The organism is Mesorhizobium sp. B263B2A, assembly GCF_020165775.1.
Classification (GTDB): Bacteria; Pseudomonadota; Alphaproteobacteria; order Rhizobiales; family Rhizobiaceae; genus Mesorhizobium; species Mesorhizobium opportunistum.
This window is the reverse complement of record NZ_JAIUIU010000008.1, coordinates 123,600-149,112: the sequence shown is the minus strand read 5'-3', so window position 1 is coordinate 149,112 and position 25,513 is coordinate 123,600. Positions and strand designations below refer to the sequence as shown.

Below are 25,513 nucleotides of genomic sequence, written 5' to 3'. Positions count from 1 at the left end.
GAGTTAGTGTGACGGCATTGTCCCCGAAATCAAGAGGGCTAAAGCCGATGGCCAGCGCCGAAGATCCGCTTGAAAACGAGGCAATATCAATGCCATTCCGGAACGAGGTCGACCTCGCATTTGCCACCCGGGTCATCCATCACGGCTACGATCCGGCCGGCTTTTCCAATTCCGTTCAGACGCCTGTGTTTCTTACATCGACCTAGATTTGAAGGCGTGGCAGCAAACGAAGCCGCCGCAGCCCTTGGCGGAAGACTTCTACGCACGCGAATACAACCCGACGACTGGGGTCCTCGAAAAGCGGCTCGCCAATCTCGAAGGAGCCGATGCTGGGCTGGTACTCGCCTCGGGGATGGCGGCCTTCGGCACGCTGATCCTTTCGCTGCTTTCGCAAGGTGACGAACTCATCGTCCACAACACCGTTTATGCCAATGCACTCGCCATGGTCGAACAGGGCCTGCCGCATTTTGACTAAGGTCGTTGCCCTCGACCTGTCAAATCCCAGTAATCTCAAGGGGGCCATCACCGAAAAGGACTCGGCTCGTTTTCTTCGAGACGCCGATCAACCCGTTGAGCCGTATCCTCGACATCGCTGCCATTGCCAAACACGCCCACTCTCGCGGCGTGAAGGTCGCGGTCGACAGCACCTTCGCCTCGCCCGCCCTCCAGCGTCCGCTGGAACTCGGAGCTGACATCGTGATCCATTCGCTGACCAAGTACATCAACGGACATGGCGATGCGCGGGGCGGTGTCATACTCGGCGATGCGAAGACATTGCACCTGTTGCGCGAAACTGGCCTGCGCTATCCGACCCGGGCAGCGCTCTCGCCCATGTCCGCGTTCCTGATCTTGCGCGGGCTGAAGACACTCACGCTGCGTATGGAGCGTCACAGTGCCTCTGGGCTCGCGGTCGCCCAGGCGCTCGACGCACCGGGCTGTGGCTTGGGTTAGCTATCCGTTTCTCCGCTCTCATCCCGACCATGAGATCGCGCGCAGACAGATGTCGAACGGCTCAGGCATGTTGGCTCTCCAAACGGGGTTCGAGGGCGCGCGCCGTATGATGGACGGTCTCACGTTGATCACCAGGGCAGTCAGCCTTGGCGATGCTGACCGTCTCATTTATCATCCGGCAAGCCTGACCCGCTCGCGCAAGTTAATCTGCAAGGACGCGCATTTGCCTGAAGCAGTCGGCGACGACCTCATGCGCCTGTGGGTAGGACTTGAAGACGCCGTCGCTGCCGTCACTATCGCTTGGCGTAAACCGCGAGCGGGACTCGTCCACCCGTTTCGTCCAGCGCCTCGGAAAAGCCCGACGGCGTTCCTCGCGTGACAGATACATGTAAGTGCCGGTGCTGCCGAGCAGGCCGATGGAATCCACCTTTGCTGCACAGGGCGCCGATTTGATCACCGATCTCAAGCAGGCGAACGTGGGCGCTTTGCGCACCGATGAAGCGGTAAAATATGCAAGTGATGCGAAGGCCCTCGGCGCAGCCGCGGGATTTTCGCCGCTTTGTCCTACAGTCCGCTCACTGAGGACGAGGTTTTCGAGCATTTTTACGACAGTGGCGCGCGAAAGTGGCCTTCCGATCGTGATCTACGACGATCCTGCAAACACGCATTTTCGCTTCACGCCAGCACTCATCCGCGTCTGGGACAGCTGCCTGAGATCCTCGCTATGAAAAACTCAGCGGACCGGGGCGATGCTATCGAAGGCCAACTTGCGTACCAGAAAGAAATATTGCCGAAAGAATTCTCAATCGGCTACAGCGGCGACTGGAACGTCACGGCGGCCCTGATCGCGGGCGCCGATGCATGGTACAGCGTCCTCGGTGGCATCTTGCCGGAGCCCTGCCTGGGGATCGTCAGAGCGGCTCGGCACGGCGACCACACAGAAGTACACGGGTTAGACGCTACGCTGGCCCGGTGTGGGAGCTTTTTAAAACGTTCTCGAGCCTTCGCATTGTCTACGCTATCGCAGAGCTCCTCGAAATCTGTTCCGCCCAGCCCCCACGGCCAATCAAGCCGGTTTCCGCTGCCGCGAAGTACCAGGTCGCCGAAGTCCCGGCCCGTTTAGGATCAGGTGCCCCAATCGTAAGCCCCGCTTTCGAGTGGTGTGCTGACCACCGACGGATTACAGCTCTCGACCCCTACCCAGCGAGCTCACCGTGTGTGCCGAGGGAGCGCAGCACCTCCCGTCCCTCGGGACCACATCCTTGCTCAGCGGCTTGCGAGGCCAGCTCTCACTGCGGCACAGTTCTGGCAAAATGTCATCGTCCGAGCATGCTACTCCTCCTGATTGTGTCAAGTTTAAATCAAATTGTCCTATGTATGTTCACCGTTGCGCGACACTGACCTCGTAGAGGGCTGACGCGGCGGCTACTGAGAGGTTAAATGAAGAGCGATTTTTCCGCGGCCCGGGTGCATTTAGATCGGGCGTACCACTATCTTGGTGGTGATGACCCGATGAGCCAGACGGGGCGTGAAGCCTTGGACGCTATAATTGAGGCGGTCGCCTTCGAAGAATTCAAACAGCCCCGCCAACAGGCGGAGGTGCTACCATTTCCGGATGTGCGTCGCTTCTGAGACGATCGCCCTAGCTATTGACCTGTGGAGCAAATCCTCCCTGCTCCCCAGGCATAACCGGATGGGTAATAGCCATGAAGGCCTGGGGCGCGCATCCACGATGCCGGGCAGGTAGCGAACCCCATGGCCGGGGACCACGCGGTCGATTGGGCCAAGGTCCTGTCCGAAGCGCTGAGGAGAGTTTCCTTTCGGGCGAGACCGTGACGTCTGTCGCCAGACGAGGGGGCGTGCGCCGGCGAGCCTCGGCGTGGCGCGCCGAAGCGGTGCCGTACGCCGTTCGGCGGCCTTGTTTGTTGAGAATGCCGGCGATGACGGCGTCGGGTATGCGGTGCAAGCCCCCGCAGCAGCACCAGCGTGTGCTCGTCCGTACGACGAGGAGCGGGCCAGCGGGCCGACGCACATATCTACTTTGAACGCTCCGGCTGGCCCCCGTCTGGAAAAATTCCCGAAAATTGGCGCGATCGAAGCTTTTGAGCGGTGTTCGCTATAACCTTCACATCAATCACCGCGCCAATCCGTCAGGCGCGAGGCTCGCGCGGGCAAGTCGATGTTGCATTAGTTAATCCTCCGGGGAATCCGCAAAAGCGCCGGCAGCAACAGCAGCAAAAGTGAGCCAGAGCCACATCTCAGTGGAAACCGCCGGTCAGCTCTCGTCGAAATTCGACTGCAATGTCTTCAACCAGCTCTCTTTCGTATCCCCGGCACGAAGATTACCCTCCAGCACAAGCTCGGGGACGGTTTCAATTGTCGCACTGAATTGCCGACCAATATTTGCGATCGCCCCATTTTTGTCTTGCTTGTCAAGAAGCTCTACAAGCTGTCTCATATCAGTTATAATACATGATAGACGCTCCGGCCGTTGCAAATCCAAAAGACGTACATATCTCGTTCGGATGTTGAACTCATGAACGAGATCCAGCATTTTTCCATTGTTTCCACCCTCTGCGATCTTCTCATAAAATACCTCGAGGAACTCCCCAAACAAAATACAGTCGTTAGAGCTGGGGATCGTAGGAAGCGTCGACCACGGCTTGGAATGCTCATCTGGGCCTTCCCTGAAAACACCCTGAAGTATTGCGTTGGCAACACCATACTCATCTGATAATTGCTTTGTATCCAGCTTTCTTGTGTAGTAGCCATTGCGAGGAGATCCGACGATGTACTTTTCGGTTTCGATCTGAATCAATGCCTCGCGTAACGGGGTAACGCTCGTTTTCAGGGTAACGCTGATTAGACGTGGGTCGAGTCGCGTATCGGGGGGCACCTTAAAATCGACGATAAGTTTCTTCAATGCTTTATAGAGTCGATTGGCCTTGGACCGATCCCATCCTGGTGTATCTTCGTGCTGCCTATACATGCCTTCTCCTGGGAGAATGGTTTCTGCTATTCAAAGAAGCTTGGGCTGCAGCCCCACTCCTGGTGTCCCTCGCCCGCCCGATCTGCCCTTACAACCCGGGGGAGCCGGTTAGATGGGGCTGATCCTCGTGCGCGCAAGTGACATTTTTGCCCCACGGGGACATTTGAACCTCGCCGCCACATCAAACGGTGAGCCAAAGCGGCCGCTTTGAAGCTGGCCTCAGCGAGCTTCGCCATGCCATCGGTATCGTTCTTGTTTCGTTAAGTTTCGCTTAAGGCGCACCAGAACCTGGTCGTCGCCGGCCAGACCGGGATCGAAAGTCATGGCTGGCCTGCGCCTTCGACCGTCAGGCGGCACGGCTCGATCATTCCGTGCTCTACCTGCGCGTTTTACGGCTCTCCGAGGGATTTGCGTTCGCCCGCATTGATGGCCGCTGCCGCCGCCTCATCTACAAGCTCACGCGCGTGCGGCTCCTCATCCTCGACGACTTCGGAACGCACTCCCTCATTGAGGAGCAGCACTTCCATCTGTTCGAAATCGTCGAGAAACGCTATCGACGCAAACCACCCTGATCACCGCCTGTTGCCAGATGGCATCATCGCCGAGCTAAATATCAGGGGCCGCCGCCATTCTCGACAGGCTCGCTCACCGCAGCGCTCCAGTGCGAAAGCAAAGCCGCTGCGTCTCCTATGAAGTCAGTGCGTGTCGCAGCCTCACTTTGCCAGAGCGCCGCCTCTATTCACTTCCCATGGTATATTAGTGAACAAATGTCCGCGTACTTAGCATCACGTCGTTCGCTGCCTGCAGTGCCTGCCCCCGTCACCTTCCGCCCTTCCATTGTGGAGAATCTGATCCAAGTGGCCAGCCGAGGTGTTCATGGGGCGCGCGATTGCGGGTAATCCTCTACGCTCCACTCGTCATTATTGCACGTCCGATAGCCAAGGCAATTCTGGGCAGCGCTGACATTTCCGCAAACACGCGCCGCACGATTTCCTCGGCGATCCGCTCCGGGGTCGACGTGGGCTCGTCTTCGGCCGGGACGAACGATGCCATGCCGGCGAGGCATTCGCGCAGCATGCGCCACGACCTTCGCCGCAGCGGGAACTGGCTTCATGTACATGCGCAAATTAGTCCTAAAGAAGATCGAGTGCGCGATCAAAATCATCGTCGACACCAGACGCGGGCACCAAGCGCTAGATTCCTTCCACCGTCATGATTGCTGACAACGGCCTTTGGCGTAGAAATTGGCCCGCCACTCGATCGGCGATCGAGGCACTTGGACTGCGGATATCAGGTGCAAGAGGCGGACTTGACGCCCTGACGGGCCGCATTTTTGCCTGGACGCGCCGGCGCGTCTGGAACGACCCGATCGCGAACGACGTGTGGCAGCGCTTCGATCGGGTCGACCTTGCGCCGGCCGATGCGGTCTGATCCTGTAAGCTCAGGCGCCCTCGACCAGCGCGCGCCGGGCATGGGTGTTGCCGGCCGTTGCGATGCGGCCCGCGCCAGACGGTCTCGCCACTCGATTGCTCGCCGGGACCAGGCCGAAGTAGGCCATGAGCCGGCGTGGATTGAAGAAGCGGGTGAAGTCGCCGACTTCCGCAACCAGCACCACGGCATTGGCTGACGCGATACCGCGTATTGCCTGCAGGCATCACCCACCGAGCGCCGGTTCATTCCGGGATCGGCTGAGTATCTGTTACTGGACCTGCTGCAGGCGCCGTTCCGCATCATGACGGCATCGACGTAGTCCTGAATCCGACCTGCTGAGCGGGATGTTCGAAGGCCAATGTCAAAAGCAATCGGCAGCAAGCCATTCGCCAGGCCGCCCCACGCTCTTGCTTATGCCCGTGACGCAGCAGAAATCGCGAAGACGTTCATGCGCTCGCGTCAATATCTGTCGCACGACGGGGCTACACAGGCGATCAGGTCGCGAATGGCTTCGTGATCGTTATGGGCACCCAGACGGGGGTCAACTCTCCGGCCCGATTGCGGCGGGCGAGCATGGTGGCATCCCGACGGTTTATCTTCACCCGATCGCCGGCCGCCTCGGAATCAGCGATGACGCCACCACGTCGCAGCGATGACTCAGGCTTGTGAGTTGGCGATAACGGCCATAACCGCACGCGCCGGTCTCCTAGCCAAACGCTAGCGGCTTGCCGGAATGCCCAGACGGTTGCAGAGCTTTTTGATGGCATCAGTGTCATTGGGAATCTCGCCGAAATATTCCAGCGATCCGCCGCGTCAGCTCGCTGCCACCGCGATCGAAATCCGCTCCTTGTGAATATCCACATATGGCCCGCCTCTTGTGCATGAGGCACTGCGCCGGCCAGCTGGCTTAACCCTCGGCCGTTGCTTATCGGATGACGGGCCACCCTCAGGCCCAGCAGTCATAAGGGGTACGTGGAGTCGCCGCGGCTCCTGACGCTATCACATCAATCCAGAAGTTGAACAATAAGTCAGACTATCTTATCAATAGGCTCTTATGCCTCTTCAACTGTAGGCGACATGCCCGATTGCATCGTTTCGCGCAAAAATAGTCGGATATATTTAGAAATATACTTATATTCTCTTGCCTTCTAACTGGCACAAACCTATCTGCTGCAAATGCCGGTTCTACTGATCCAGGCATTCCACTCGACCAACATTCAAAGGAATATGTTCATGCCCCAAACTGAACCCTCTGCGTGGCAGAAACTTCGTCAACATTTCTCCCGCACTCCGAAGTCGAAGAACTGGGGCAAGCGCATCGCAATCGGCGGCATTGCGGTCGTCACGCTTGCCAGCGTCGGCGTCTCTGGCGCGCTCAGCCAGGGTTACGGAGGCGTGCAGCGCTTCGACGTCGGCGGCGGCCACGGCGGACCCGACATGCACATGCAGACCGGCCTCCGCCATGGGACGGGCTACTGCGCGCATGACTTAGGGTCCAAGCTCGTTGATCTTGACATCACGCCCGAGCAGGAAGAAGAGTTGGCGGCGATCACCGACCAGGTCCATAACCATATTCGCCTCATCAAGCAGGGCTTAATCCAGGCGCACAATGATCTCGCCGAGCTGCTCAGCGCGTCAACCCTCGATCCCGACGCAGTGGAGGAGGTGCGCGCCGAGATTGTCGAGTGGGCCGGCGAGGCTTTGCGCGCGCTGACGACCGATCTGCTGGATGCCACCGAGGTGTTGACGGCCGAGCAGCTTGAGCAGTTGCTCGACGATTTCGGGGATCTCGAAGATCGCGGATAAGCTCTGTACGAGCACAGGTTCGAACGGAGCGGACAAACGAGCATGGCGGACCAGGTCCTCATCGTCGATGAAGACAGGCGGCTGTCCGCCATGCTCGCGGAATATCTGACGGGTTACGGGTTTCGTGTGCTAACGGCGGACACGGGGGGGGGCATTGCCGACATCGCGCGGCAGTACCCCCCAAGCCGTAATTCTCGATGTCAGACTGGTCAGTCTACAGCGGGCCGAATGTGGGCCGTGGCAAGATTCCCCCCGGTTGGCAATCTGCTGCTTTCAGTCTGAAAGATCTTGCCCGTTTGCTCGCCGACAACAAGCCTGTGGTGTTCCTTGCAGGCCGCGCAGAGCTTGGTCCGCGTGCCTTGGGAGGCAGAAGCATTCTGGCGGCTGCGACTTCGCCGGAAATGAAGGACCATCTCAACAAGATCAAAGTGCGAGAGCACTTCCGGCCGGTAGCGCCAATATGCTTGGAGGATCGTGCACCTGACATGTTTGACCCCGGCACGCCGGATCCTTACATGCTGTTCGACCACCGAACCCGTTCAGAGTGGAAAGAAATAATCCCGGCGGTCGTCCATCTCGACGGAACTGCGCGACTTCAGACGGTTTCAAGAGCTTCCGAACACCCAATTTGCAGAACTTCTCATAGAGTACGAGAAACTCACGGGCATTTCGCTGCTCTGCAACACGAGTGCAAATCTCAATGGACGTGGTTTTTTTCCGGATGCTGCTGCCGCCTGTGAGTGGGGCTGCGTAGACCACGTTTGGTGCGATGGGTTGCTTTTGACCAAGACAAGTCAATTCGAGGGCTGACCGAGCCGCAGCCAAGGTTCCTGCATCGCCGGCGTTGAGCGCGGCTGCGACAATCATCGGGTCGCACATCCATGGAGCTGTTCCTTGGCTGGCGTCGATCACCACATAAGGTCACGTGGGCACACAGGCTAGCGTGCCGTCTCCTTCCTGAGCCGCCGGGGTGACATGCGACCGATCATTTCAACGTCGTAGTTGGCGTCATCGCAAGAGTATCCGGCGGCCTGAATGGTCTAGATCACAGCCTCATCGAGGAACGGTTCGTTGCACGAAATCGCTCGTAGGAAAATGGCGACAGGTCCAGTGTCTGAAACCCGCCGCGGATGCATCAATAACGTTCAATGGAAGAACTGACCGGTCAGGTTCGTTGCCCGCCATACCTCAGGGGTGAGCATCCGACGCCTCCCGATGCGCCGAAGGCCGACGTAAGCCACTTTAGCAACGTTGGACGGATGAACGAGGTTCGATATCCCGAAGCTTGCGCTTCCTCTTGGTTTCCGCAATCCTGACAGGATGCGACTTTCGCGTATTGCTTTGCGCTGGCAACAGTTCGGTTGGGCCAAAAGCCCGCCGCTGCGGTTGACTGAAAGCCGCCATTGACTGTCGCTGCGCCGCGACCGTCCTCGAGATGCGTGAGAACACTAGGCGCGCGATAGACACGCTACACCCTTCATCGCCGCTGAGTTGGAGAGAGCAAAACTGCGCAGAGAACGGCTCCAAACCCGACAGTGACGCGCAAATCCTTTGCTGAAGAGCTAGAAAGCGCCTCGCAACTGAGGATGCGCTCATCAGCATTGCTGCAGAGATGAAAGTGGGCGGTCGGAGGTCATTCAAATCGTGTTGCGCAAGTGGGAGCTCAAGCGGCTTGTAGAAGCGAACACCCGGCTAAGGACACTGCACGATAACAGGCGTTTCGTGCTCCGCGATGCCAAACAGTTTCAATTCGACAATCCCCAATTCGAATGCGACCGGGACGCCCTTTCCGGCACCAAGTGCTCGGTAGAAACCGGTGGCGAACGCGATCGCCGCCTCGTCACTGATTGTCGTGCGCATGCCGATGACGAAGGGGACATGCCGGGCAATCGCAAGAGCCTGGTTTTCAGAAAAGCAAGCGTTGAGCAGGACACACCGGACTTTCTCGCCCGCCGCCGCGAACAGCGCGGCCAACGCGTCGGGGTCGATTTCGTGGCTCGTGCCATCGGATGCTTCCACACAGATTGCACCATCAGCAGTACCGTGGCCGGAGAAGTGCACATAGGCCGGTTCGAGCTCAAGCAGTGCCCGCACCATGTCCTTGGCACGGACTGCTCCGCGTGCTTGGAGGTCAAACCGCTCGCGGTATCCTGCCGTTGCCAGCTCTTCTCGAATGTCCCGCAATTCCCTGTCGAGCCGCAACCGAGTTCTGTCCGAGGGATTGGCCGCTAGAAAGAGTATCCGGAGCTTCGTAGCCGTCTCGACAGCTAGTGCGCTCAGATAGGTCACATAGTCCATTGTACTGTCGGCCCAGAGCGCGATACCATCGAAGAAATCGGCTTCTGCGCGTTCGTAGCGACGCTGCGCTTCCTCCGTCCCGAAATGTTCACGCGAGACAGTTGGGTTGCGCGAATCTCTGATCGCCTGCGCGAACTCACGGCACCCCTTCCACTGCTGGCTGGAATCCCCTCCGGTCACCCGTCTGGCCTTCTCCCGCACAAGGCTTTCAATCAGCTCGACCTCCGCGTCCCTGGGCCATTCTTCGGGCGTGATACCCGTGTCTTCCTTACGGTAGTGTCCAGCGGTACGCTTCGCCCTGGCCTTGAGCGAGCCAATAAGGCTTTTTAGCCCACTTCCGTTCGCGTCGATTTCCGTCTTAGCCACGCTAATCCCCAATGCAGCGCATGCCGAGCAATGTACCCGTCGTGAGGCGCGAGCTTAACCTTAAAGCGAGCTGTGTTCGCCTGAACCGATTCGAGCCGACGTCTCTTGCGATCCGCTGCCGCCACCACCTGCCGATGGGATCGCTGGGATCTTCTCGGCGGAGCTGCGCTTCCTAGCGCCAATGCCGCGGCCCGCTCGAACGCTGTTCGGTCGCCACGAACTTTCAGCAGAATACCCCGTCGCCTTGATCGACCATACGTCGCCTCGTGGGTCGACAATTGGTAGGCAAGTTCATACGGTTTAGCTTCCAGTTCAAGAGCAGTGATGGAGAATTGCATGAACCAGCCAACTCTGCCGCCTTCTGAGCGGAATTACTTGAACTTTGTCCTCAGAAACGCGAGCCAGGGAAGCGAGGAGGCCTAGGTCCGATGTTTCAGGCGCCACGGTTTGATTGCCCCCGGCCAGCCCTTGCTCTTGGCTCGACCGCACCCATTCTGATTTCGGAGTAGACAATGTCGCGCATCGATAGCCTGCGCAGCGAACTCGCTCGGCTTAAGCAATCGGAAGGGCGGCTTCGGAAGGAACTCGCCGGGCACGAGGCAACAGTTGCTTTGGCGCGGAAAGATGCCGGTTCGAAGCGTCAGTCGGCGGCGCGGTCCCGCAATGCGTCGTCGATCAATTCCTATCTCCGCTCGGCTGTGTCACTCGACCACAAGGCCACCGAAACCGGTAAGAAGGCTGCCGCGGTCGCCGAGAAAATCGGTCGCAACGCCAAGGACCAAGCGAGGAAGCAGGCAGCGATCGCTAGCGCGGAAGAAGACCTGCGCAAGGAACGCGAGCGCGCCGACAAGAAGCGCCGACGTGAGGAACTCACTCACGCGCGTCAGGTTCACGGGCTCCTGCAGTCGGCCCCGCATCTCGCGCGTATCCCCGAGCCCAAACCCGAACGGCTCCGAGTCCTCTACGTCACAGCCAATCCCGAAGCGACCGAACGCATCTACCAGCGCGACGACGGGTCAGTCGTCGAGGAGGGCCGCTGGCTCCAGACCGACCGTGAGGTGCGGGACGTTCTCAAGGCACTCAAGAGTGCGCTGCATCGCGATCTCATCGATCTCGAGCATCTTCCGGCAGCGACGTTCGCCGATCTGATCGATGGGACAAACGAACGACGTCCGCATGTTATCCATTTTTCGGGTCATGCCGCCGAGGGCGCCTTGCTATTTGACGACGGGCTTGTCCACAGTACTCAAGCACGACCGATACCGCTGCAGTGGATTGCCGATCTGCTGGCGGCAACGACAACGCCACCGATTCTCGTTGTCCTCAATGCGTGCGACAGTCTCGTCGGCGCCGAAGCGCTGCTCGAAACGGTCCCTGTTATTATCGGAATGCGTGGTGAAGTCGGGGATATTGGCGCCAGGGTATTCGCAGTGCGTTTTTATGCAGCGATCGCTGAGGGACAGCCGGCGGGGATGGCTTTGCAGCAGGCCAGACTTGGCCTCAAGGACGCCTTGCTGCTGGACGACGCCTCCTTGCTCGAGTCGTTGTCACGATCGGGGATAGACCTTGATCAGGTTGTGTTGGTGAAGGGGCAAACGCCAGCCGCCTGAGACTGATAGTTCGTGCCGGCGCGTCCGGACCAAAATGGAACTGGGGGACTGATGAGTAGCGACGACAACGCTGAACGCGACAAGGGTCTCGTCTTTGTGGATACCGCTTTCGACCGACGGCCCGCGACCCATGTGATGATCATTGGCGTCGGCGCGTTTCAGAGCAAGAAGCTGAAGCCGGTTACTTCACCGCCGATCTCGGCACGCGCTATCGCCGACTGGTTTCTCGATCAGAAGGCCGGATTCACCAACCCGGAGCGGCCGCTCGGGAGCCTTGCACTGGCCCTCTCTGAAACGCCCCCTGGGCAGGCTGGCGCCCAATATGCAAGCGTAACCGTGCCACGAGCGACGTTTGCCGAGGTGAAGGCTGCAGTGAAGGACTGGGTCAAGCGGGCCAATACGCACAAGGACAACGTGATGGTGCTGTTCCTTTCAAGCCACGGCGAGAGCTTCGGTCGGAGGACAGCCTTCTTACTTGAAGACTACGACACAGACCCGCTTGAGCAGACCGCCGGAATGACCGAGATCGAGCAGTTCATTACAGCGCTCGAGAACGCTGTGCCGACGTCGCAGCTGTTATTGTTCGATTGCTGCCGTTTGAAGACCTCGTTGGGGCTGCCTGCCGAAGAGGAGTTCGGCACCAAGCTGATCTCGCTTTCACGAGCGCGGGACGACCACGGTGGAACGCGCCACCAATGGGCGCTCTGCTCAACTAGCCTCTATGAGGAGGCCGACGGTCGGCGCGATAAGACAACTGTCTTCACCGACAGTTTGCTCCGAGCGCTCAACGGTGCCGCGGCCGACGTGTCGGGGGCACGCTGGCCGGTTCGACCCGGCATTCTCGTTGACCGGCTCACTCAGTTTCTAAGGCTCTTTGCTCGACCAGACGGGTCGTTGCAGACGCCGGCGGGCCGAGCCGCTGGAAGCTTTGCGATCACCTATCCTGGCGGCCTTGATCGGGTGAAAACCTATGTCAGTCTTTCCGATCGAGCCCGATGGCCACGCTGTCGCACCGTCATCTCAGACCATCGGGAGGTCGTGTCTACGAAAACTGCGGGCGAGGCCGCGCCCTTCTTCGCGGAGTTTGACCTCGAAGAACTGAAGACAGTGACGATTTCAATTGATCGGGACGGCAAGGCTCTTGGGTCAGAGATACTTACCCCTCGCGCTCCCGTGGCATTCGTCGAAATCGGAGCGGTACCGACCGTCGAAACCGCCTCGCCAGTCCCGCGTCGCGGCCCCGGCGCCGAATTGGTTTTTGAGTTTACTGCCGCAGCGGAGGTAGGGGCCGGCTTCGTCGTCGCATTGTCGCGGCGCGACGGCAACAACCCCGGTCCACTGAAACCAGTAGTCGGCGGCACTCGCGAAAAGCTGCGCCTTGACGTCGAGCCGGGTGCCTACAGCGCCGTCATTACGCTTCCCGACGGGACGAGCGTCAGCAGGGAACTCCAAGCCGAGCAAGGCGCGAGTGTCCATAGCCTGATTGTCAGCGGCCCTTCCCTGCATGAATGGCTGGGGTATGCGACCTTAGCCGGCGCGCTTCTTGCCAGCACCTCAATATCCCAGGGGCCAGACGCGGTCAGCGCACCTCGATTTCCACAGCAGCCTCTCAACCCTAGGGGACCGACGGTCACCAGTGTCGCCCGTTCAATGCCGGCCCCCTCGTTCTCCGAACTCGTCGGGGTAATGGCCAAGCCGCGCGACGCAGCCCGCCTAGGTGCGGCAGGCCCGCGAACACCCGCCTTGCGGGAGGCAGCGGGCGATCGGGACTTTCTTCGCTTTGATGTGCCCGAGCACAATCCTCTGGTCTTCGAGGACGCCTACACGCAGCGCAGCGGGCCGCTCTGGGCCGTCCTTGGATTCGGTACCCGCATCGAAGCGGCCTTTCTGCCGCAGTTGGGCCGGCCGAGCGACCCAAACGAATGGTCCGCTCACCTAATCGTCGCCGCCGCTCCAGCAGAAGGGCGAGCCGCGACGTCGGGCATCGTCGAGTCATACCGATGGTCCGGCCTGCTGGCGTTCCTCGCTTCGCGCGACTTCGAGCGTGGCTCCGAGGTTCTCAAGGTCATGCAAGGAGAGGTCCGCGAGGCCGTCCGCAGCAAGATGACCAACCCGCTTGCGGCCGTGGCGGGTGCTCTAATCGCAGTGGGAGCCGGAGCATCGGAGCTTGTGCCACGGCAATGGCTCGAGAACATCACCAACCGGTTTCCGCAAATCCCCGACGGGCCTATTATCCTGGCGCGTCGCCTGATGACCGAGAGGTCGCCCGACTTCGATCGTATCTCCGAATTGCTCGAACAAGGGTTCAGCCGCGGCGTGCCATTTTTCTCGCTCACCTGCGACTGGCTGGCCCGCGGTCTTGAATCGGTTCCTGGGTCGCAGGAGGAGTCTTCAGAGGAGCGAGGGCTGGTCCGGCGGGTCGCGGCTCGCGTCGATCCGCAACAGGCCTTCACAGTGGTCAAGCTTACTCCATGAGGTAGCTCAATGTTCACACTCACCATGAATCCGGCGTCTGAGGGCGATGCGCTTGTCCTCGCCTGGGGCGATGAGGACCATTCGTATCACGCCCTGGTCGATCTCGGCCGCACAAAGGACTACGGCACTGCCCGGCCTGCGCTAAAGGAGATGAGCAACTGCGAACTCTTCGTAATCAGCCACATCGATGCCGATCACATCGAAGGAGCCATGCCTTTGGTGCGCGAGGCGGCGGCGCCGTTCAATCCCAAAGAGGTGTGGTTCAATGCCTACCATCAGCTTGTCGAAGCGCGTGACCGCATTACAGCGGGTCTCGAAACCGAGCCACTCAACGCCGAGCAGGGCGAAAAGCTTTCGTCCGGCATCGATAAGTTCAATTGGAAATGGAACTCCCGCTTCGCCAGCCGCATAGCCTCACGTGGGAGCCCGGAGGCAAGTGGCGAAATTAGCTTCGCCGGGCTCGCGATTCGCCTACTCTCGCCCAACGATGCAGATCTTGCCGCGCTGATCCCGCGTTGGATGGACGAACTTGAAGCCAATGGACTCCGCCCATTCGACCCTGACCACGGAATGGGCGAACCTGGCTCAGGCCGCGAGCCCTTGTCCGGGCTGGACGTCGAGCAACTCGCCTCCAAACGCTTCAAGGAAGACACCGCCGCGCCTAATCGCAGCAGCATCGCCTTCATTGCCGAGTTCGGCGGTCGCCGCGTCCTTTTGGGCGCCGATGCCCATCCGGGCATCATGGAGCGCGCTTTGCGGGAGCTCGGAGCGAGCGAGGCCGAACCCTATCCCCTCGCTTGCTTCAAAGTCTCCCATCACGGCAGCAAGGCCAATACCTCGCCAGAGATTCTTAGGATTCTCGATTGCACGGCATTCGCCTTTTCGACGGATGGCTCGCGCCACAACCACCCCGATCCCGAAACTATCGCAAGAATCCTTGTGAATGACCCGGTGCGTCAAAAGGTTCTCTATTTCAATTATGCGCAAGAGAACACCACGATCTGGAACGACCCCGAGACAATGCGCCGCTTCAATTACCACTGCGTGTTTCCTGCCCAAGGCGAGCAGGGCTTGGTCATTTCTATCTGAGGGGAGTGGTCGCGTTCTCTTCCTCAGGGCAAAATCTGGGCACGGTCATCGGTCTTGTGATGATCATTACATGCCATGTTGCCGCATCGCGATCTGTTGGCCAAATGAGGTTGGAGCGGGCGTGAAAAAGCCATCGCAACCCCTGCCTTCCTATCGACCGCAGCCATACGAAGGCTGTTCAGGACCCAGTGATAGCAAGTTCCTCGTGCAATGCGGCGTACAACATATTCCCTCTCGCGTTCAACAAGGATACGAGTTCGGCTTCGGTTGCATGTTCGACTTGCTCTCGACTTCCATATCCGTTTTTCCACAACTCGAGGATTTCGCCGCGCGCTAAGACGATAGGTAATTCAGTCAAGGAGAAGGCTGCGCCGGGTATTCCAAGGTCAAGGCGTTTAAGCAAAGTACTCACCTCATCGGGATCATCAGCTCGACCAAGAACGATCGCAGCTATTCGGAGCACCGAGTCCAACAGGAAGCGGGTACCGTCAGCAAAACCCCTTATGTCGCCATGACGAATGGGCGAAAACGGATTGGTGGTGTAGCCAGTCTCAATATCCGTGATTGTAACGCCTTCGATCCAGTCCGAAACGATGAGCGCACGTTTGCAGCGACCGTAATATTTCACATCGCTTTCCGCACGATGCCATAGGGCACGCGCCACATGTTGGCCAAAGCGTTGCGAAACTTGTTGCTGCCGTTGCGGCTCACCGCGTCTTGTTTGAGGCGTGTAGTCTTCATCGCGTTCGGGCAGCGCTTCCAATAAAACGAGAACCGTCTCTAGTCCTATCGAATCCGGCGGCAATTGGCGTAGCAGCTCAACAGCCTGCATACTGGATTCCAAGCTGAGGGGTGACTCGCCGCAGGCGCGCCCTAGAGGCGTTAGCCTCAGCCTTCCATCGCGCTCATCAATCAACCCATCGTGCTGCATCCTCGTCATCAAATTGAGGAGCCGGGTTGACATGCTGCCGCGCCAGGCGGGATCTCTCAGCGAGGCAAGAAATCCTCCATAGGTGTTTGCCACCAGATCGACAACTGCATTGCTTGGAATATCCTTTACCTGCGCCAGAAGTCTAACGACCCACGTGCCCGGGCTTCTTTCGTCGAAGGAAGACTGGATGCGTTCGGGACGTCCCTGAACGTAGCGCCGGAAGAGATTCTCTCGCTCCATGCCGGTGTCGGCGAGAACTATGGCTTTGCCTTCTGTCTCGTAGCCCAGGCGACCTGCACGGCCCGCCATGTTCTTATACTGAGCGACAGTGTAAGGCTGCGGCTCCACTCCGCGAAATTCCGTTTCCGCCACGATGACGGTCGAAGCCGGCGTGTTTACGCCGGCAGCTACGGTGCTTGTCGCCACCAAAACCTGAATCCCACCGTTTGGGTCGCGAAAGCCTCTCTCCACGATCATGCGTTCTTCGCGATTAAGATCACCGTTGTGAAAGGCAACGCCGCCGTTGAGCGCGCGGCGAAGGCGTTCGGACATATCCGAACGATCCATTCCCGGCAGCATGTCCGCGATTGTTTGTGCTGGCGGCAAACCCAACTCGGCCGCGAGATATTCCGCGCAACCGGCGGATGGTCCTCTCGCGTTACGAAAGACGATGACCTTTTCGCCCTGACCGGCGAGATGCCGAACCAGCGGTACGAGAACGTCTTGGGAAGATGGCTTATCCCGGCGCTGCCGTATCTCGCAGCGTGCGAACAACTGCGCGACCTCCACCTCACCATTAGGACGCTGCAACTTCCACACGCCGCTCCGATCAATGACACCTTCTGTCAAGGGAACCGGACGCTCGGTCGTAAGGAGAAGTTCACAATCAAGCCAGCGCTCAAAGTTGTTTGTGTCGCCGATTACCGCACTCAGGGTCACCAACTGAGGTGCAATCCCCCGCTCGCGTGCGCTCAAAAGATTGGTGAGGATTAGCTCCACAACCATCCCACGACCCGGCTCTGTGATAAACTGTCCTTCGTCAATCACCACCAGACCGATTTGGTGAAGGATGTGCGGAGAGGAAACTGACAGAGCCAAAAACTTCTCATAAGTGAAGAAGGCTATGTCGTACTTGCCCCTTAGAACGTCGCCAACCTGATCTTGCCAATCGCCGCTGCATCGGGCGATGCGCAGATTCAAAAGGTCGCCATAGAGCGCAGAGAAATCTTCGAATTTTTCATTGACCAGCGCTTTGTAAGGGAGGAGGAAAACCGCCTTCTTTCCCTCGCCGATTGCTTTCAGTGCTGCCATCTCGCCGACAAACGTTTTGCCGGCACTTGTCGGCGCTACGACGAGAAGAGATTTTCCATCGAGCACGCCATGGCTATTCACAGTGGCGATCTGCAATGAATTCAGACCGGCGGGGAAACGATCGCTCCAAGCGTTCAGCGCATTCTGAGGAATTCCGTAGGCCGAAAGCTCCCCAATTGGACCTGAAACAGTGACCGTGCCCCTTTCGGGATAGAGCGCGCGGTAGCATTTACCGCGCATACCTTTCGGCAGGGTTAGCTCTCCTTCGACATGACCGAACATCACCGGAGTCTGTTCGTAACCGAATCGGGCTGCGTTGGCGCGGACCATTTGCACAACGCGGTCCACCATCGCAACCACGCTCACCGGCCCATCACTCTCCAGTATGCAATCCAAAATCGCCTTCGTAAAAAGACCGTGGCGTGTTTGGGGGTCTTCGAGGGCCTCCTCGTTTGGATTGCATGCAGCGAAAAGAATACGGCCCTGTCCACCAACTTCGGCGAGCGGCATCCCCGCTGCGCGCGGAATGTATCCGACATCCAGAACGCGTGCCGGCGCGCCACCGCTAAAGCAGCAATCTAGCAAAAGCAGGACAGCGCGCGCTCGCGAAGTCCGAAACTTCGCGGCAATCTCCGTCATGTCTATTGTCGTTCCCGGAACGTCGTCAGAGCGCGTATCCGTTAAAACTAATCGGTGGTCTTGCGTGCCGTGGCCGGCAAAAAACAGGATGACGACGTCATCTTCTGATGCACCGTCGAGCACATCGTCAAAGATGGCCGAAACCCTCGCATAAGTCGCGTCGTGGTCAGTGATAAGCGTTGGCTGAAACCGGTCAATAGAATCCGACAGCACCGCGCACATAGTCGAAGCATCACCCACAGCGCCGCTCAGTTCCCGCGCAAGCGGATCAAGATGTTTGTTGATTCCGATAAACGCTGCGCGGATCATGGTTAGGCTCTGTGCACCGCAATCGATCCGGTGGCGGGGCGTTCGTATTTTTTCAGCGCCACGGGCGGAAAAGTTTCTCTTTGAACGACTTGCTTGTTTCCGATTTTTTCAAACCACACGCACCACACGCCGTCCTCGTCCGTCATGCTCGTCTTGCCTACTTGCTCAACAGTCATTTGAGGACCCCCGGATTTCAGTTGAACAACATCACCCGCTGCAAATTCAGACATTTTCATCTCCTTGTTCGTGATTTGTCCCATCGTAACATTTTTTTGCGGTAGGCACTCCAGCGACTCGTTTTTGGAGCAATTATCAACAGGTGATGCACCAAGGCTTTACGGATTGAGTGTATTCGGTCGCGAGGGCGAACTTGCATAGACAGCGGTGCCGCCCATCAAACAAGCGGCAATCATATGCGTCAGCGAGTGCAGTCCACAAATAGGTCTGCAACATAGACGTTTCCGCCGTTCCGTCGAGACGCCAACCAAATCAGTCAAACGAACGGAATATGCTTCCGCAAACCGATCAGCGCTTCGATCGCCGCCAGCCCGCTGTCATGGCCTCCGCTTCTGAACAGAACCATCTTTCGCCTTTGGCTTCGGTGATTTTGGTGACGTTGTAGTACTTCTGTCCAGGCACGTGATAGATGCGCCGCCGTTTGCTGATATGTTGCCTTTGATATTGCAGCCGGAGTTGCCGTTGCCAATCGCAAAAGCGGTGCCGGCGGCGCTTGCGCATCGTCGCCATGCTGCGCCCGCCAGTCCCATGGCGGCAGAAGCGTTCCGACCCAAAGACCGGTCTTCGACGCCTTCGCTTTGGTCTGTTGTTTTGCATAGGCGCCATCGCTGTATTTTGGCCAATCGAGCGCTTGGCCGTGCTCGAGCATCCAGGCGGCGACGCTCGACCGTCGGCGCGCCTGCAGTCACCAACAAACCGGCCGTAGCGACCAAGTCCCGAACGTACACTTGACCGGCCTCGAGGCTGCTAGGAAGCCGTCCAGCGCTTCGGCGGAACGGCGCCCGCATGGATATTCGAATCCCTTGGCGTCGTCGCAGTATTGCCGGCTCTCGGGCGCGTCGATGCCATTGAAGCGGACACGCTGCCCATGGATCTCGATCGTGTCGCCATCGATGATGGAGGCGACACCGGCAATCGGCGCTGGAGCCGGCTTGGTCAGATTCAGTAGGTGACCTCGGGCAATGAGCCGCTGTGTTGCATGAAGAACTGCGCCACCAAAGCCGAAGCCGCGGCTACCGTCACGTAGATCACTCGCAAAGGCATGCCAGCCCACCGGCGCGGGCGATATTGCTTGGCTCCGGTGCGTTTCAGCCACTTGTCGGACCGATTGTCGTAGCGAGATCGTTCCACCGTCCTGGCCGCTTTCACTCGCACCCGATGCCGTCGCGATCGCGATCTAGTCCGTTAGGATCACCGTTGGTGATTTTCACCCCATGGGGTGCGACCGGATTGTTTCCCTTGCCGCCTGCGCAGTCCAAATCAGCACCGCCAGATGGCACAGCTGCGGCAGTTGCGGCCACGCCTCGATACCTGTTGACGATTGCTGCGGCGCGTACGCCGTCGCCCTCGATATGGGTGTTGTTGCTGTTGGGATTGAATGGATCGACCGTCTGCAAAAGCATGTTGGCGTGGTACGCATCGCCAGCGGCGAGCGTCACCGAAATCGTAATTGTTCAAATAGTCGGCTGCGCAGCCCGAGATAAGTACCACGGACAACACGCACGAAAATTCGTGCACATGCATGAATGAATTCCCCAACCCAAGAAGGATCATGCGCTATTTGTCTCTTGCTGTCGAATCCAGAAGAGGTTTCGGCCTTCCGTGAAGGCACCATTGTCGTCATTGCCGTGTCGTCTCAGCGATGTTGGCTCTGGGGAGGAATACATGCGTGGCGCGCTCGTCTTTGGTTCCGTTCTTTCATTGATCCTATCATCGGCTCCCGCCTTGGCCTGGTGGGACGGCGGCCCCATGCAGATCGCCGCCGTGGCCTAATCAAAGCTGAGCGCACAGGCGAAGGCCAAGGCCGGTGCCCCGATCAAACTGAACCCCGACTATCAGAGCTGGGTCGCCGGCGTGCCGGACGACAAGAAGGCGCAGTATGCTTTCGTTCATGCGGCGGTTTGGGCTGATGACATCAAAGACCCTGCCCACGGCTACACCAAGGACGACGACACGCCAACGGGGCAGAACATCGGCTATGCCGACAAGAACATGCATCGCTACTGGCACTTCAAGGACATCAGCTTTTCGACCGACGGGACGCAATTCTCCGACGCCGATCCGATCAACGCGGTCTCGCAGATGAAACTCTTCGTCGCCGCGCTGCCGGCGTCAGCCGCTACCGACGACGTGCGCCCTTTTCTTTTGCTTTCAGCGCTTTAAGGGCGGCGTCCGTCAGCAGCCCAATGGTCTCCTGAAAAAGTACCGTCAGTACAATTTCAAGGCTCGGCAGCAGGAAATCCCTTTTTCCAGTGCCTTAAAGGGCAAAAAAGTACCGTCACGAGCCTCTTTGGTTGTGACTGTACTCAGAAAAATCCTGGCTCAGCCAATACGCCATCGGCGAGCCGACTACCGCGCCACCAATGATCACGATATCATAGGCATTGCGCGAAGGGGCTGTGTAAGGAGGGATTGCCACGACTGCTCTCCGTTTTCGAGGTTGAAGACGGCGATCAGACCGTCCGGGGCCCGCGCCAGCAGGCTGACATCAGGATCCATCCGAAGAAGGCGCACGAAGGCGCGTGACGCTCCGTCGGTGGCCACGCGTGTCCAGCGTTCGACTTCCTAGCAGCAGTCTGGCCGTCTACTTATCTGGGGTGGCGGTGGATCACCCTGCCCTGGATCAGTTCGCGACCCGCCTTGCCCGTCTATCGTTCGCCGCTTAAGCAGGGACGGTACTTTCTTCCACAGATAGCCAGTGACATGACAGTGGCTCAGGAAGAGAAATTCAAGGCCGCTCAGCTCCCGTCATTCGCTTCGAGGATGGGGAGCAGGTCGTGCGTCACGCCAAATTGCACGATTTACGGGGTTGCCGCCCAAGAACCGTATCTGTCCTGTGGCGGAAGCTTTGGAACAAGGGAAGTTGGGATCAACACCGAGCGAATGCTTCAAAGCAACTCCGTTGGTGGTATGAAGCAGGCGGTGTCGGGCGCGAGGGTGTCCACCATGCGTCCAGGTGATCCTCAAATGAACCCTCTGCACCGCTCGAGGCGCCCTTCGGGAGTTCCAGGCGGCATTTCTGTTCAATAGCTGAGCCAAGTCTGCGGGCGTTGGAAGCTGTTAAACCTAGATCACCGGAGGCATGCTCCGCGCCACCCTGCTTGGTCGCGCCATGATCACGCAGAGGGACTTCCCATTCTATGCTTCGATCGGGAGGAGGATTGAACCTGAATGGATATCCGGCCGACCTTCGCGCTGGTCTAATCGCCGCGTAGAATCTTCGCCTCGAGCGCGGCCGCAACGAATGCCCGCCTTGCAGTTGGCGGATGAGCCTCACCACGCAACACGTGCAGACAGGCATCCATCGCTGCATTCCGCTTCTTGGTCTGAGAACGAAGATCCCGCATCAAAATAGTTGCCGCGTCATTCACCTCAAGCACGATGCGTTCAGAGCTGTTACGGTTGACCTGAACGACGACTGGTCTCTCAAATCTGCTTAAGCCCATCGCCACGCTCCCCTCCACCCGGCGACGACAGGCCGCACTGTTTTCCTCAACCGAAATCCGCCTGAATCACCGCAGCTAATTTTCGGTCCCAGGCGACCCCCTGCCTGGCCGTAAAGTCTCGAGAATGGTCGGTTCGCGCTGAATAAAATAGAGTGGGATAACCAAGCCGAATGCAGCGACACTATTGAGAAACAGGTATATGGTCATATAGCCCCCCGGCCATTTTCATAAACCATACAGCCATGCAAGTTCGCTAAAAGCAAGCGACCCCGGCGCGCGCACCTGCGTATACACGGCAATGTCATGTCGCCTCGTTCACAGCCGGGCGCGGCATGCTAGCCAGTGCCTACAGCACTCGTGATCTCGGACCGTGCCCATGCGTCGCGGACGCCCGATAACCACGGAAGTGCGGTGCGGCACATTGAGGCCGAGCCTGCACAACAGTCTCGCGGCAGCGCGAATGTAGATTGGCCGGGAGAATTCGCCAAAGTACCTCATGCTCCGTCATCAGCGGAACCTGAGCTCGAACAAAGGCAAGTCCGAACGGCCGCCCATCCTGCAGGATGTGGTGACGGCCAGTCACCACAACATGATCATCGACGAGTTGGGAATCGGCGCTATCCGCGCGACATTGGACCAGACGGCCCCGGGCTGACATCAGTCGATCCTCAAACGTGTCCCCGTACAGAATAAATCCGACAGCCGCCACTAGGGCATTTCGATCGGACACGCTGAGTGTTGCTGACGTCCCGCCGACGCAACTTTCCGAGCAATCGTAGATCCGAGCGATCGGCGAAGGACAACAAAAATCCTCCGCCCCCCACCGCGGCCGACCGGACGCGCTGCGGCATTGGGGAGCGGTTACATCTAGCGGCATCCCCGAGCGCGAGGTGTCGTTCTCAGTGAACAGTTACGATTTGAAAGCGCGCCGGCTCTAAATCAGGAGTTCGTGCGATTCTCACGAAGCTCAAGGGAATCGGCGCGCTAGGACGACAGGTAACGGGAAAGAGCTGGGACCTCAGAATGTCGGTTTCGTACAAAGCTGAGTTTGGTACGTTTCCCACTCTGACATACTTTTCGCGTCTTTTGTAATCACGCGGCGGGGGCTCGCCGTGCATCGATTCGCATTCCGCTGTCATTGTCGTACCAAGGGGCGTATTGTCACGAGATCGTCTGCACGTTTTTACGGGCGCGGACGGCAAGGAGATTGGAATGCTCTTGCCCCAAGTGGGATTGAGCCATGACCAATCCAGTGAATGCTTCCTACAAAAATGAATTGCTGCGACGGCTTAGCGCGGATGACCTCGCGCGTTTGGAGCCGCATTTTGAGCGACGTGCCCTTGATCTGAGAATGCCGTTGGAGACTGCCGGTTCAAGGATAGAGGCCGTTTACTTCCTTGAGGAAGGCATCGGCTCTGTTGTCGCGATGACTCCGGACGGCAAGGATGCCGAAGTTGGCCTCATTGGCTTAGAGGGAATGACTGGTCCCGCGCTGGTGATGGGTGCCGACTATGCCGCGCACGATTGTTACGTGCAATTGGCAGGCAATGCAGTGCGAATCGGAGTTCAGCCATTCAAGGCGGCTCTAGTGGACAGCCCTACGTTGCATCCCTTCCTTTTGCGCTATGTCCACTATCTCCACATTCAGGCTACGTATACGGCCCTAATGAACGCACGAGCGAGCCTTGAAGAGCGTCTGGCGCGATGGCTGTTGATGTGTGACGACCGGATGCACGACAAACGCATTACGATCACTCACGAGTTTTTGTCTGTTATGCTCGGCGTAAGGCGGCCGGGGGTCACCGTTGGGCTCCAAGTGCTCGAGGGCCGTGGCCTCATCCGTTCGCGACGAGGTGAAATCGTCATTCGAGACCGCCAAGGCCTCGTTGCCCAAGCAGCTGGTATCTATGGGCAACCAGAAGGCGAATATGTTCGGCTGATTGGGGAAATCGCCCGACGCTGACCATGGGGTCTGTGGGGTCCGCAAGCTCGGTCCTCGCTAGCAGCTAAGCAGAATCTTGCTTCGCGCGCGGTCAGATGGTGTAGAGATCCCTGGCTTGGACGAGCGGGCGACGGTTTTTGCAAATCCCAAGAATGGCTTGCATACAGGAGAGCAGCCCTCCATCATAGCCGGATTCGCAGTTCCATTTTTTGCCAGCGCACCTTGCGATTGGCAGCACGAATCGGGACGCCGCCCCCTAGGAGGGGGAGAAACCATGCCTTCCGTATCTACTGGACGGGCCAACTTATTGGACGCAGAAACGGGCGCCCGTTTCATTCACGCGCTACTCGATGAACTCTCTGGCGGGAAAGCGCCCACGCCCGACTTCGTCAAACAAAGCGCGGCGACAGTGCTTGCCAACGAAATGAATGTGGCGAGCCGGCCGGCATAGTCGTACTGAATGAGTGCACGGCGATCTATGCAGGAGGCAAGTCCGGCCAGATTTCGGAGCTGTATGTTCGACCCGAGATGCGCTCCAATGATTGCCCCTTGTCTGCTCGAGGTCGCTGTGCGGGAAAGCCGCGCTCGTGGTTGGAAGCGACTTGAGGTTGGAGCACCCGCGCAACCAAAATGGAAACGCACGTCGATTTCTACTCGGACGGGTTCGAGGAAGTCGGCCCTCGGCCCCGCAGGACTATTTAGACAATCTGTCCCCAACCTATGCCAAGCTACACAGGTGTAATGCAGGGTCACTTCGCCAGCAACGGTTATTCTCGCTTCGACGAACTTCAAAGCCGGCATGTGGCAGATCAAGTTCGGCTGCGAGCATCTTCACCCTTGGAGGAGGCGCGCTGCCTCGCGTACGGATGTCACTCGCGACCCACTCCCAGACCTGTTCCTGGCGCCCCTGATTGGTTGGAGTTTAGAGGCGCCCCTGATTGGTTGGAGTTTAGAAAAGTCAGCCACCGTCTGGTCTGACCGACGGAGCCGATCCTACCGGGGCGGCTCTGGTGTGGATCAAACGCGCCATAGTCCATTGTGAGACGGGGGGTGCCGCGGCGGATTGAGCGCACCTGATGAGCTTGGCAGCAACAAAACCACTTGCCGACTACCAGCACTCCGAGTGGGTTTGTTCCCGAATGAACTTCCTCGCGAGGCGCACCCGTGTGCAGGTGCGGTGATGCGGCGACAGCCGTAGCGGGCTGGCCGACAAAATGTAAGTAAGCGGCAGCAACCCCTGCGTCCTGGGTTTGAGCAAACCACAAGCGAGATACGGCCTTCAATCCGAATGCCTCCTGGCACAAGAAGTTCGCAAGTCTCGCTGCCTGATCAGCACTCCCCGCAGCGCGCAGGCGTTGCAACGGATCTTCAAAGAAATTCACAGGCTCTTAGCACTCCAAAGCCGCTGGGAATGGTAGGCGAACATAAATTGTCGAAACGCGCTGCCGAGAATGCCAAATGACGAAGTCAGCAGGAGTGTTCAAAGTGGTCGCCTTGCCTGAGAGCTTTGGATCAAGATTTTGCTCATGCGCCTGCCCTTTCGTCTTGACTATCTCCGGCTTACCCCTTAATCCTCCCGTTGTTAGCACTCGCTCGCGGTGAGTGCTAACAACGGTCCGGCAAAGCCGGGCTTTGCAGTTTGTCCGGCGTGGCCGGACGGTGTTTCTCACCGCTCTCACCGAG

Annotated in this window: 17 protein-coding genes and 3 pseudogenes; 11 read left to right on the top strand and 9 right to left on the bottom strand. The window is 58.6% G+C overall.

The window, feature by feature from the left end; translation table 11 throughout:
* Nucleotides 1-89 precede the first annotated feature (89 nt).
* A pseudogene (locus tag LB568_RS15620) lies at nucleotides 90-1,228 on the top strand (trans-sulfuration enzyme family protein); the annotation flags it as partial.
* A gap of 31 nt (nucleotides 1,229-1,259) precedes the next feature.
* On the opposite strand, the pseudogene LB568_RS33780 reads toward LB568_RS15620, so the two are convergent.
* Nucleotides 1,260-1,444 (bottom strand): annotated as a pseudogene (locus LB568_RS33780) (hypothetical protein); the annotation flags it as partial.
* On the opposite strand from LB568_RS33780, the gene LB568_RS15615 reads away from it, so the two are divergent.
* Nucleotides 1,368-1,679 (top strand): dihydrodipicolinate synthase family protein, encoded by a 312-nt coding sequence (locus LB568_RS15615; RefSeq protein ID WP_140688030.1) that lies wholly within the window; start codon nucleotides 1,368-1,370, stop codon nucleotides 1,677-1,679. The pseudogene LB568_RS33780 and the gene LB568_RS15615 sit on opposite strands and share 77 nt — an antisense overlap.
* A gap of 712 nt (nucleotides 1,680-2,391) precedes the next feature.
* Nucleotides 2,392-2,583, top strand: coding sequence for a hypothetical protein (locus LB568_RS15610; protein WP_013533545.1), 192 nt, complete (start codon nucleotides 2,392-2,394; stop codon nucleotides 2,581-2,583).
* A 643-nt stretch (nucleotides 2,584-3,226) separates the two neighbouring features.
* Here the strand turns inward: LB568_RS15610 and LB568_RS15605 are convergent.
* Nucleotides 3,227-3,940 carry a GntR family transcriptional regulator gene (locus LB568_RS15605; protein WP_064994861.1) on the bottom strand — a complete coding sequence of 238 codons (714 nt, stop codon included), beginning with the start codon at nucleotides 3,938-3,940 and terminating at the stop codon, nucleotides 3,227-3,229.
* A 371-nt stretch (nucleotides 3,941-4,311) separates the two neighbouring features.
* Between LB568_RS15605 and LB568_RS15600 the strand changes: the two genes are divergently transcribed.
* On the top strand, nucleotides 4,312-4,512 hold the full coding sequence (locus LB568_RS15600) for an ATP-binding protein (protein ID WP_064994862.1): 201 nt from the start codon (nucleotides 4,312-4,314) through the stop codon (nucleotides 4,510-4,512).
* A gap of 869 nt (nucleotides 4,513-5,381) precedes the next feature.
* Here LB568_RS15600 and LB568_RS15595 read toward each other — a convergent pair.
* Nucleotides 5,382-5,582, bottom strand: a complete 201-nt coding sequence (locus tag LB568_RS15595; RefSeq protein ID WP_224655973.1) for an IS110 family transposase — start codon at nucleotides 5,580-5,582, stop codon at nucleotides 5,382-5,384.
* Between the two features lie 1,022 nt (nucleotides 5,583-6,604).
* Between LB568_RS15595 and LB568_RS15590 the strand changes: the two genes are divergently transcribed.
* Both LB568_RS15590 and LB568_RS15585 read left to right on the top strand, forming a co-directional pair.
* Nucleotides 6,605-7,177 carry a periplasmic heavy metal sensor gene (locus LB568_RS15590; protein ID WP_064994874.1) on the top strand — a complete coding sequence of 191 codons (573 nt, stop codon included), beginning with the start codon at nucleotides 6,605-6,607 and terminating at the stop codon, nucleotides 7,175-7,177.
* Nucleotides 7,178-7,380: 203 nt separating this feature from the next.
* Nucleotides 7,381-7,987: pseudogene (locus LB568_RS15585) on the top strand (carbamoyltransferase C-terminal domain-containing protein); the annotation flags it as partial.
* A gap of 882 nt (nucleotides 7,988-8,869) precedes the next feature.
* Here LB568_RS15585 and LB568_RS33670 read toward each other — a convergent pair.
* Nucleotides 8,870-9,841, bottom strand: coding sequence for a CHAT domain-containing protein (locus LB568_RS33670; protein ID WP_064994875.1), 972 nt, complete (start codon nucleotides 9,839-9,841; stop codon nucleotides 8,870-8,872).
* A gap of 512 nt (nucleotides 9,842-10,353) precedes the next feature.
* Here LB568_RS33670 and LB568_RS15575 point away from each other — a divergent pair.
* The 3 genes from LB568_RS15575 to LB568_RS15565 are packed head-to-tail and all read left to right on the top strand — an operon-like array spanning nucleotide 10,354 to nucleotide 15,015.
* On the top strand, nucleotides 10,354-11,451 hold the full coding sequence (locus LB568_RS15575) for a CHAT domain-containing protein (protein ID WP_064994865.1): 1,098 nt from the start codon (nucleotides 10,354-10,356) through the stop codon (nucleotides 11,449-11,451).
* 51 nt (nucleotides 11,452-11,502) lie between these two features.
* Entirely contained in the window at nucleotides 11,503-13,926 is a 2,424-nt protein-coding gene (locus tag LB568_RS15570; protein WP_064994866.1) for a caspase family protein, read from the top strand.
* A 9-nt stretch (nucleotides 13,927-13,935) separates the two neighbouring features.
* On the top strand, nucleotides 13,936-15,015 hold the full coding sequence (locus tag LB568_RS15565) for a hypothetical protein (protein WP_064994867.1): 1,080 nt from the start codon (nucleotides 13,936-13,938) through the stop codon (nucleotides 15,013-15,015).
* A gap of 178 nt (nucleotides 15,016-15,193) precedes the next feature.
* Here the strand turns inward: LB568_RS15565 and LB568_RS15560 are convergent, their stop codons facing one another.
* The 4 genes from LB568_RS15560 to LB568_RS15545 all read right to left on the bottom strand — a co-directional run bounded on the left by LB568_RS15560 (nucleotide 15,194) and on the right by LB568_RS15545 (nucleotide 19,881).
* Nucleotides 15,194-18,205: a DEAD/DEAH box helicase gene (locus LB568_RS15560; protein WP_064994868.1), complete on the bottom strand. Its 3,012-nt coding sequence runs from the start codon at nucleotides 18,203-18,205 to the stop codon at nucleotides 15,194-15,196.
* Between the two features lie 2 nt (nucleotides 18,206-18,207).
* On the bottom strand, nucleotides 18,208-18,435 hold the full coding sequence (locus LB568_RS15555; protein WP_084016088.1) for a YodC family protein: 228 nt from the start codon (nucleotides 18,433-18,435) through the stop codon (nucleotides 18,208-18,210).
* Between the two features lie 295 nt (nucleotides 18,436-18,730).
* On the bottom strand, nucleotides 18,731-18,952 hold the full coding sequence (locus tag LB568_RS15550; protein ID WP_318013086.1) for a hypothetical protein: 222 nt from the start codon (nucleotides 18,950-18,952) through the stop codon (nucleotides 18,731-18,733).
* Nucleotides 18,953-19,587: 635 nt separating this feature from the next.
* Nucleotides 19,588-19,881 carry a calcium-binding protein gene (locus LB568_RS15545; protein WP_224655969.1) on the bottom strand — a complete coding sequence of 98 codons (294 nt, stop codon included), beginning with the start codon at nucleotides 19,879-19,881 and terminating at the stop codon, nucleotides 19,588-19,590.
* Between the two features lie 415 nt (nucleotides 19,882-20,296).
* Here LB568_RS15545 and LB568_RS15540 point away from each other — a divergent pair, with 415 nt between their 5' ends.
* On the top strand, nucleotides 20,297-20,605 hold the full coding sequence (locus LB568_RS15540) for a hypothetical protein (protein WP_064994870.1): 309 nt from the start codon (nucleotides 20,297-20,299) through the stop codon (nucleotides 20,603-20,605).
* Nucleotides 20,606-21,642: 1,037 nt separating this feature from the next.
* Here the strand turns inward: LB568_RS15540 and LB568_RS15535 are convergent.
* On the bottom strand, nucleotides 21,643-21,888 hold the full coding sequence (locus tag LB568_RS15535) for a DUF982 domain-containing protein (RefSeq protein WP_041163934.1): 246 nt from the start codon (nucleotides 21,886-21,888) through the stop codon (nucleotides 21,643-21,645).
* 1,240 nt (nucleotides 21,889-23,128) lie between these two features.
* Between LB568_RS15535 and LB568_RS15530 the strand changes: the two genes are divergently transcribed.
* On the top strand, nucleotides 23,129-23,851 hold the full coding sequence (locus tag LB568_RS15530) for a Crp/Fnr family transcriptional regulator (RefSeq protein WP_064994871.1): 723 nt from the start codon (nucleotides 23,129-23,131) through the stop codon (nucleotides 23,849-23,851).
* Nucleotides 23,852-25,513 lie beyond the last annotated feature (1,662 nt).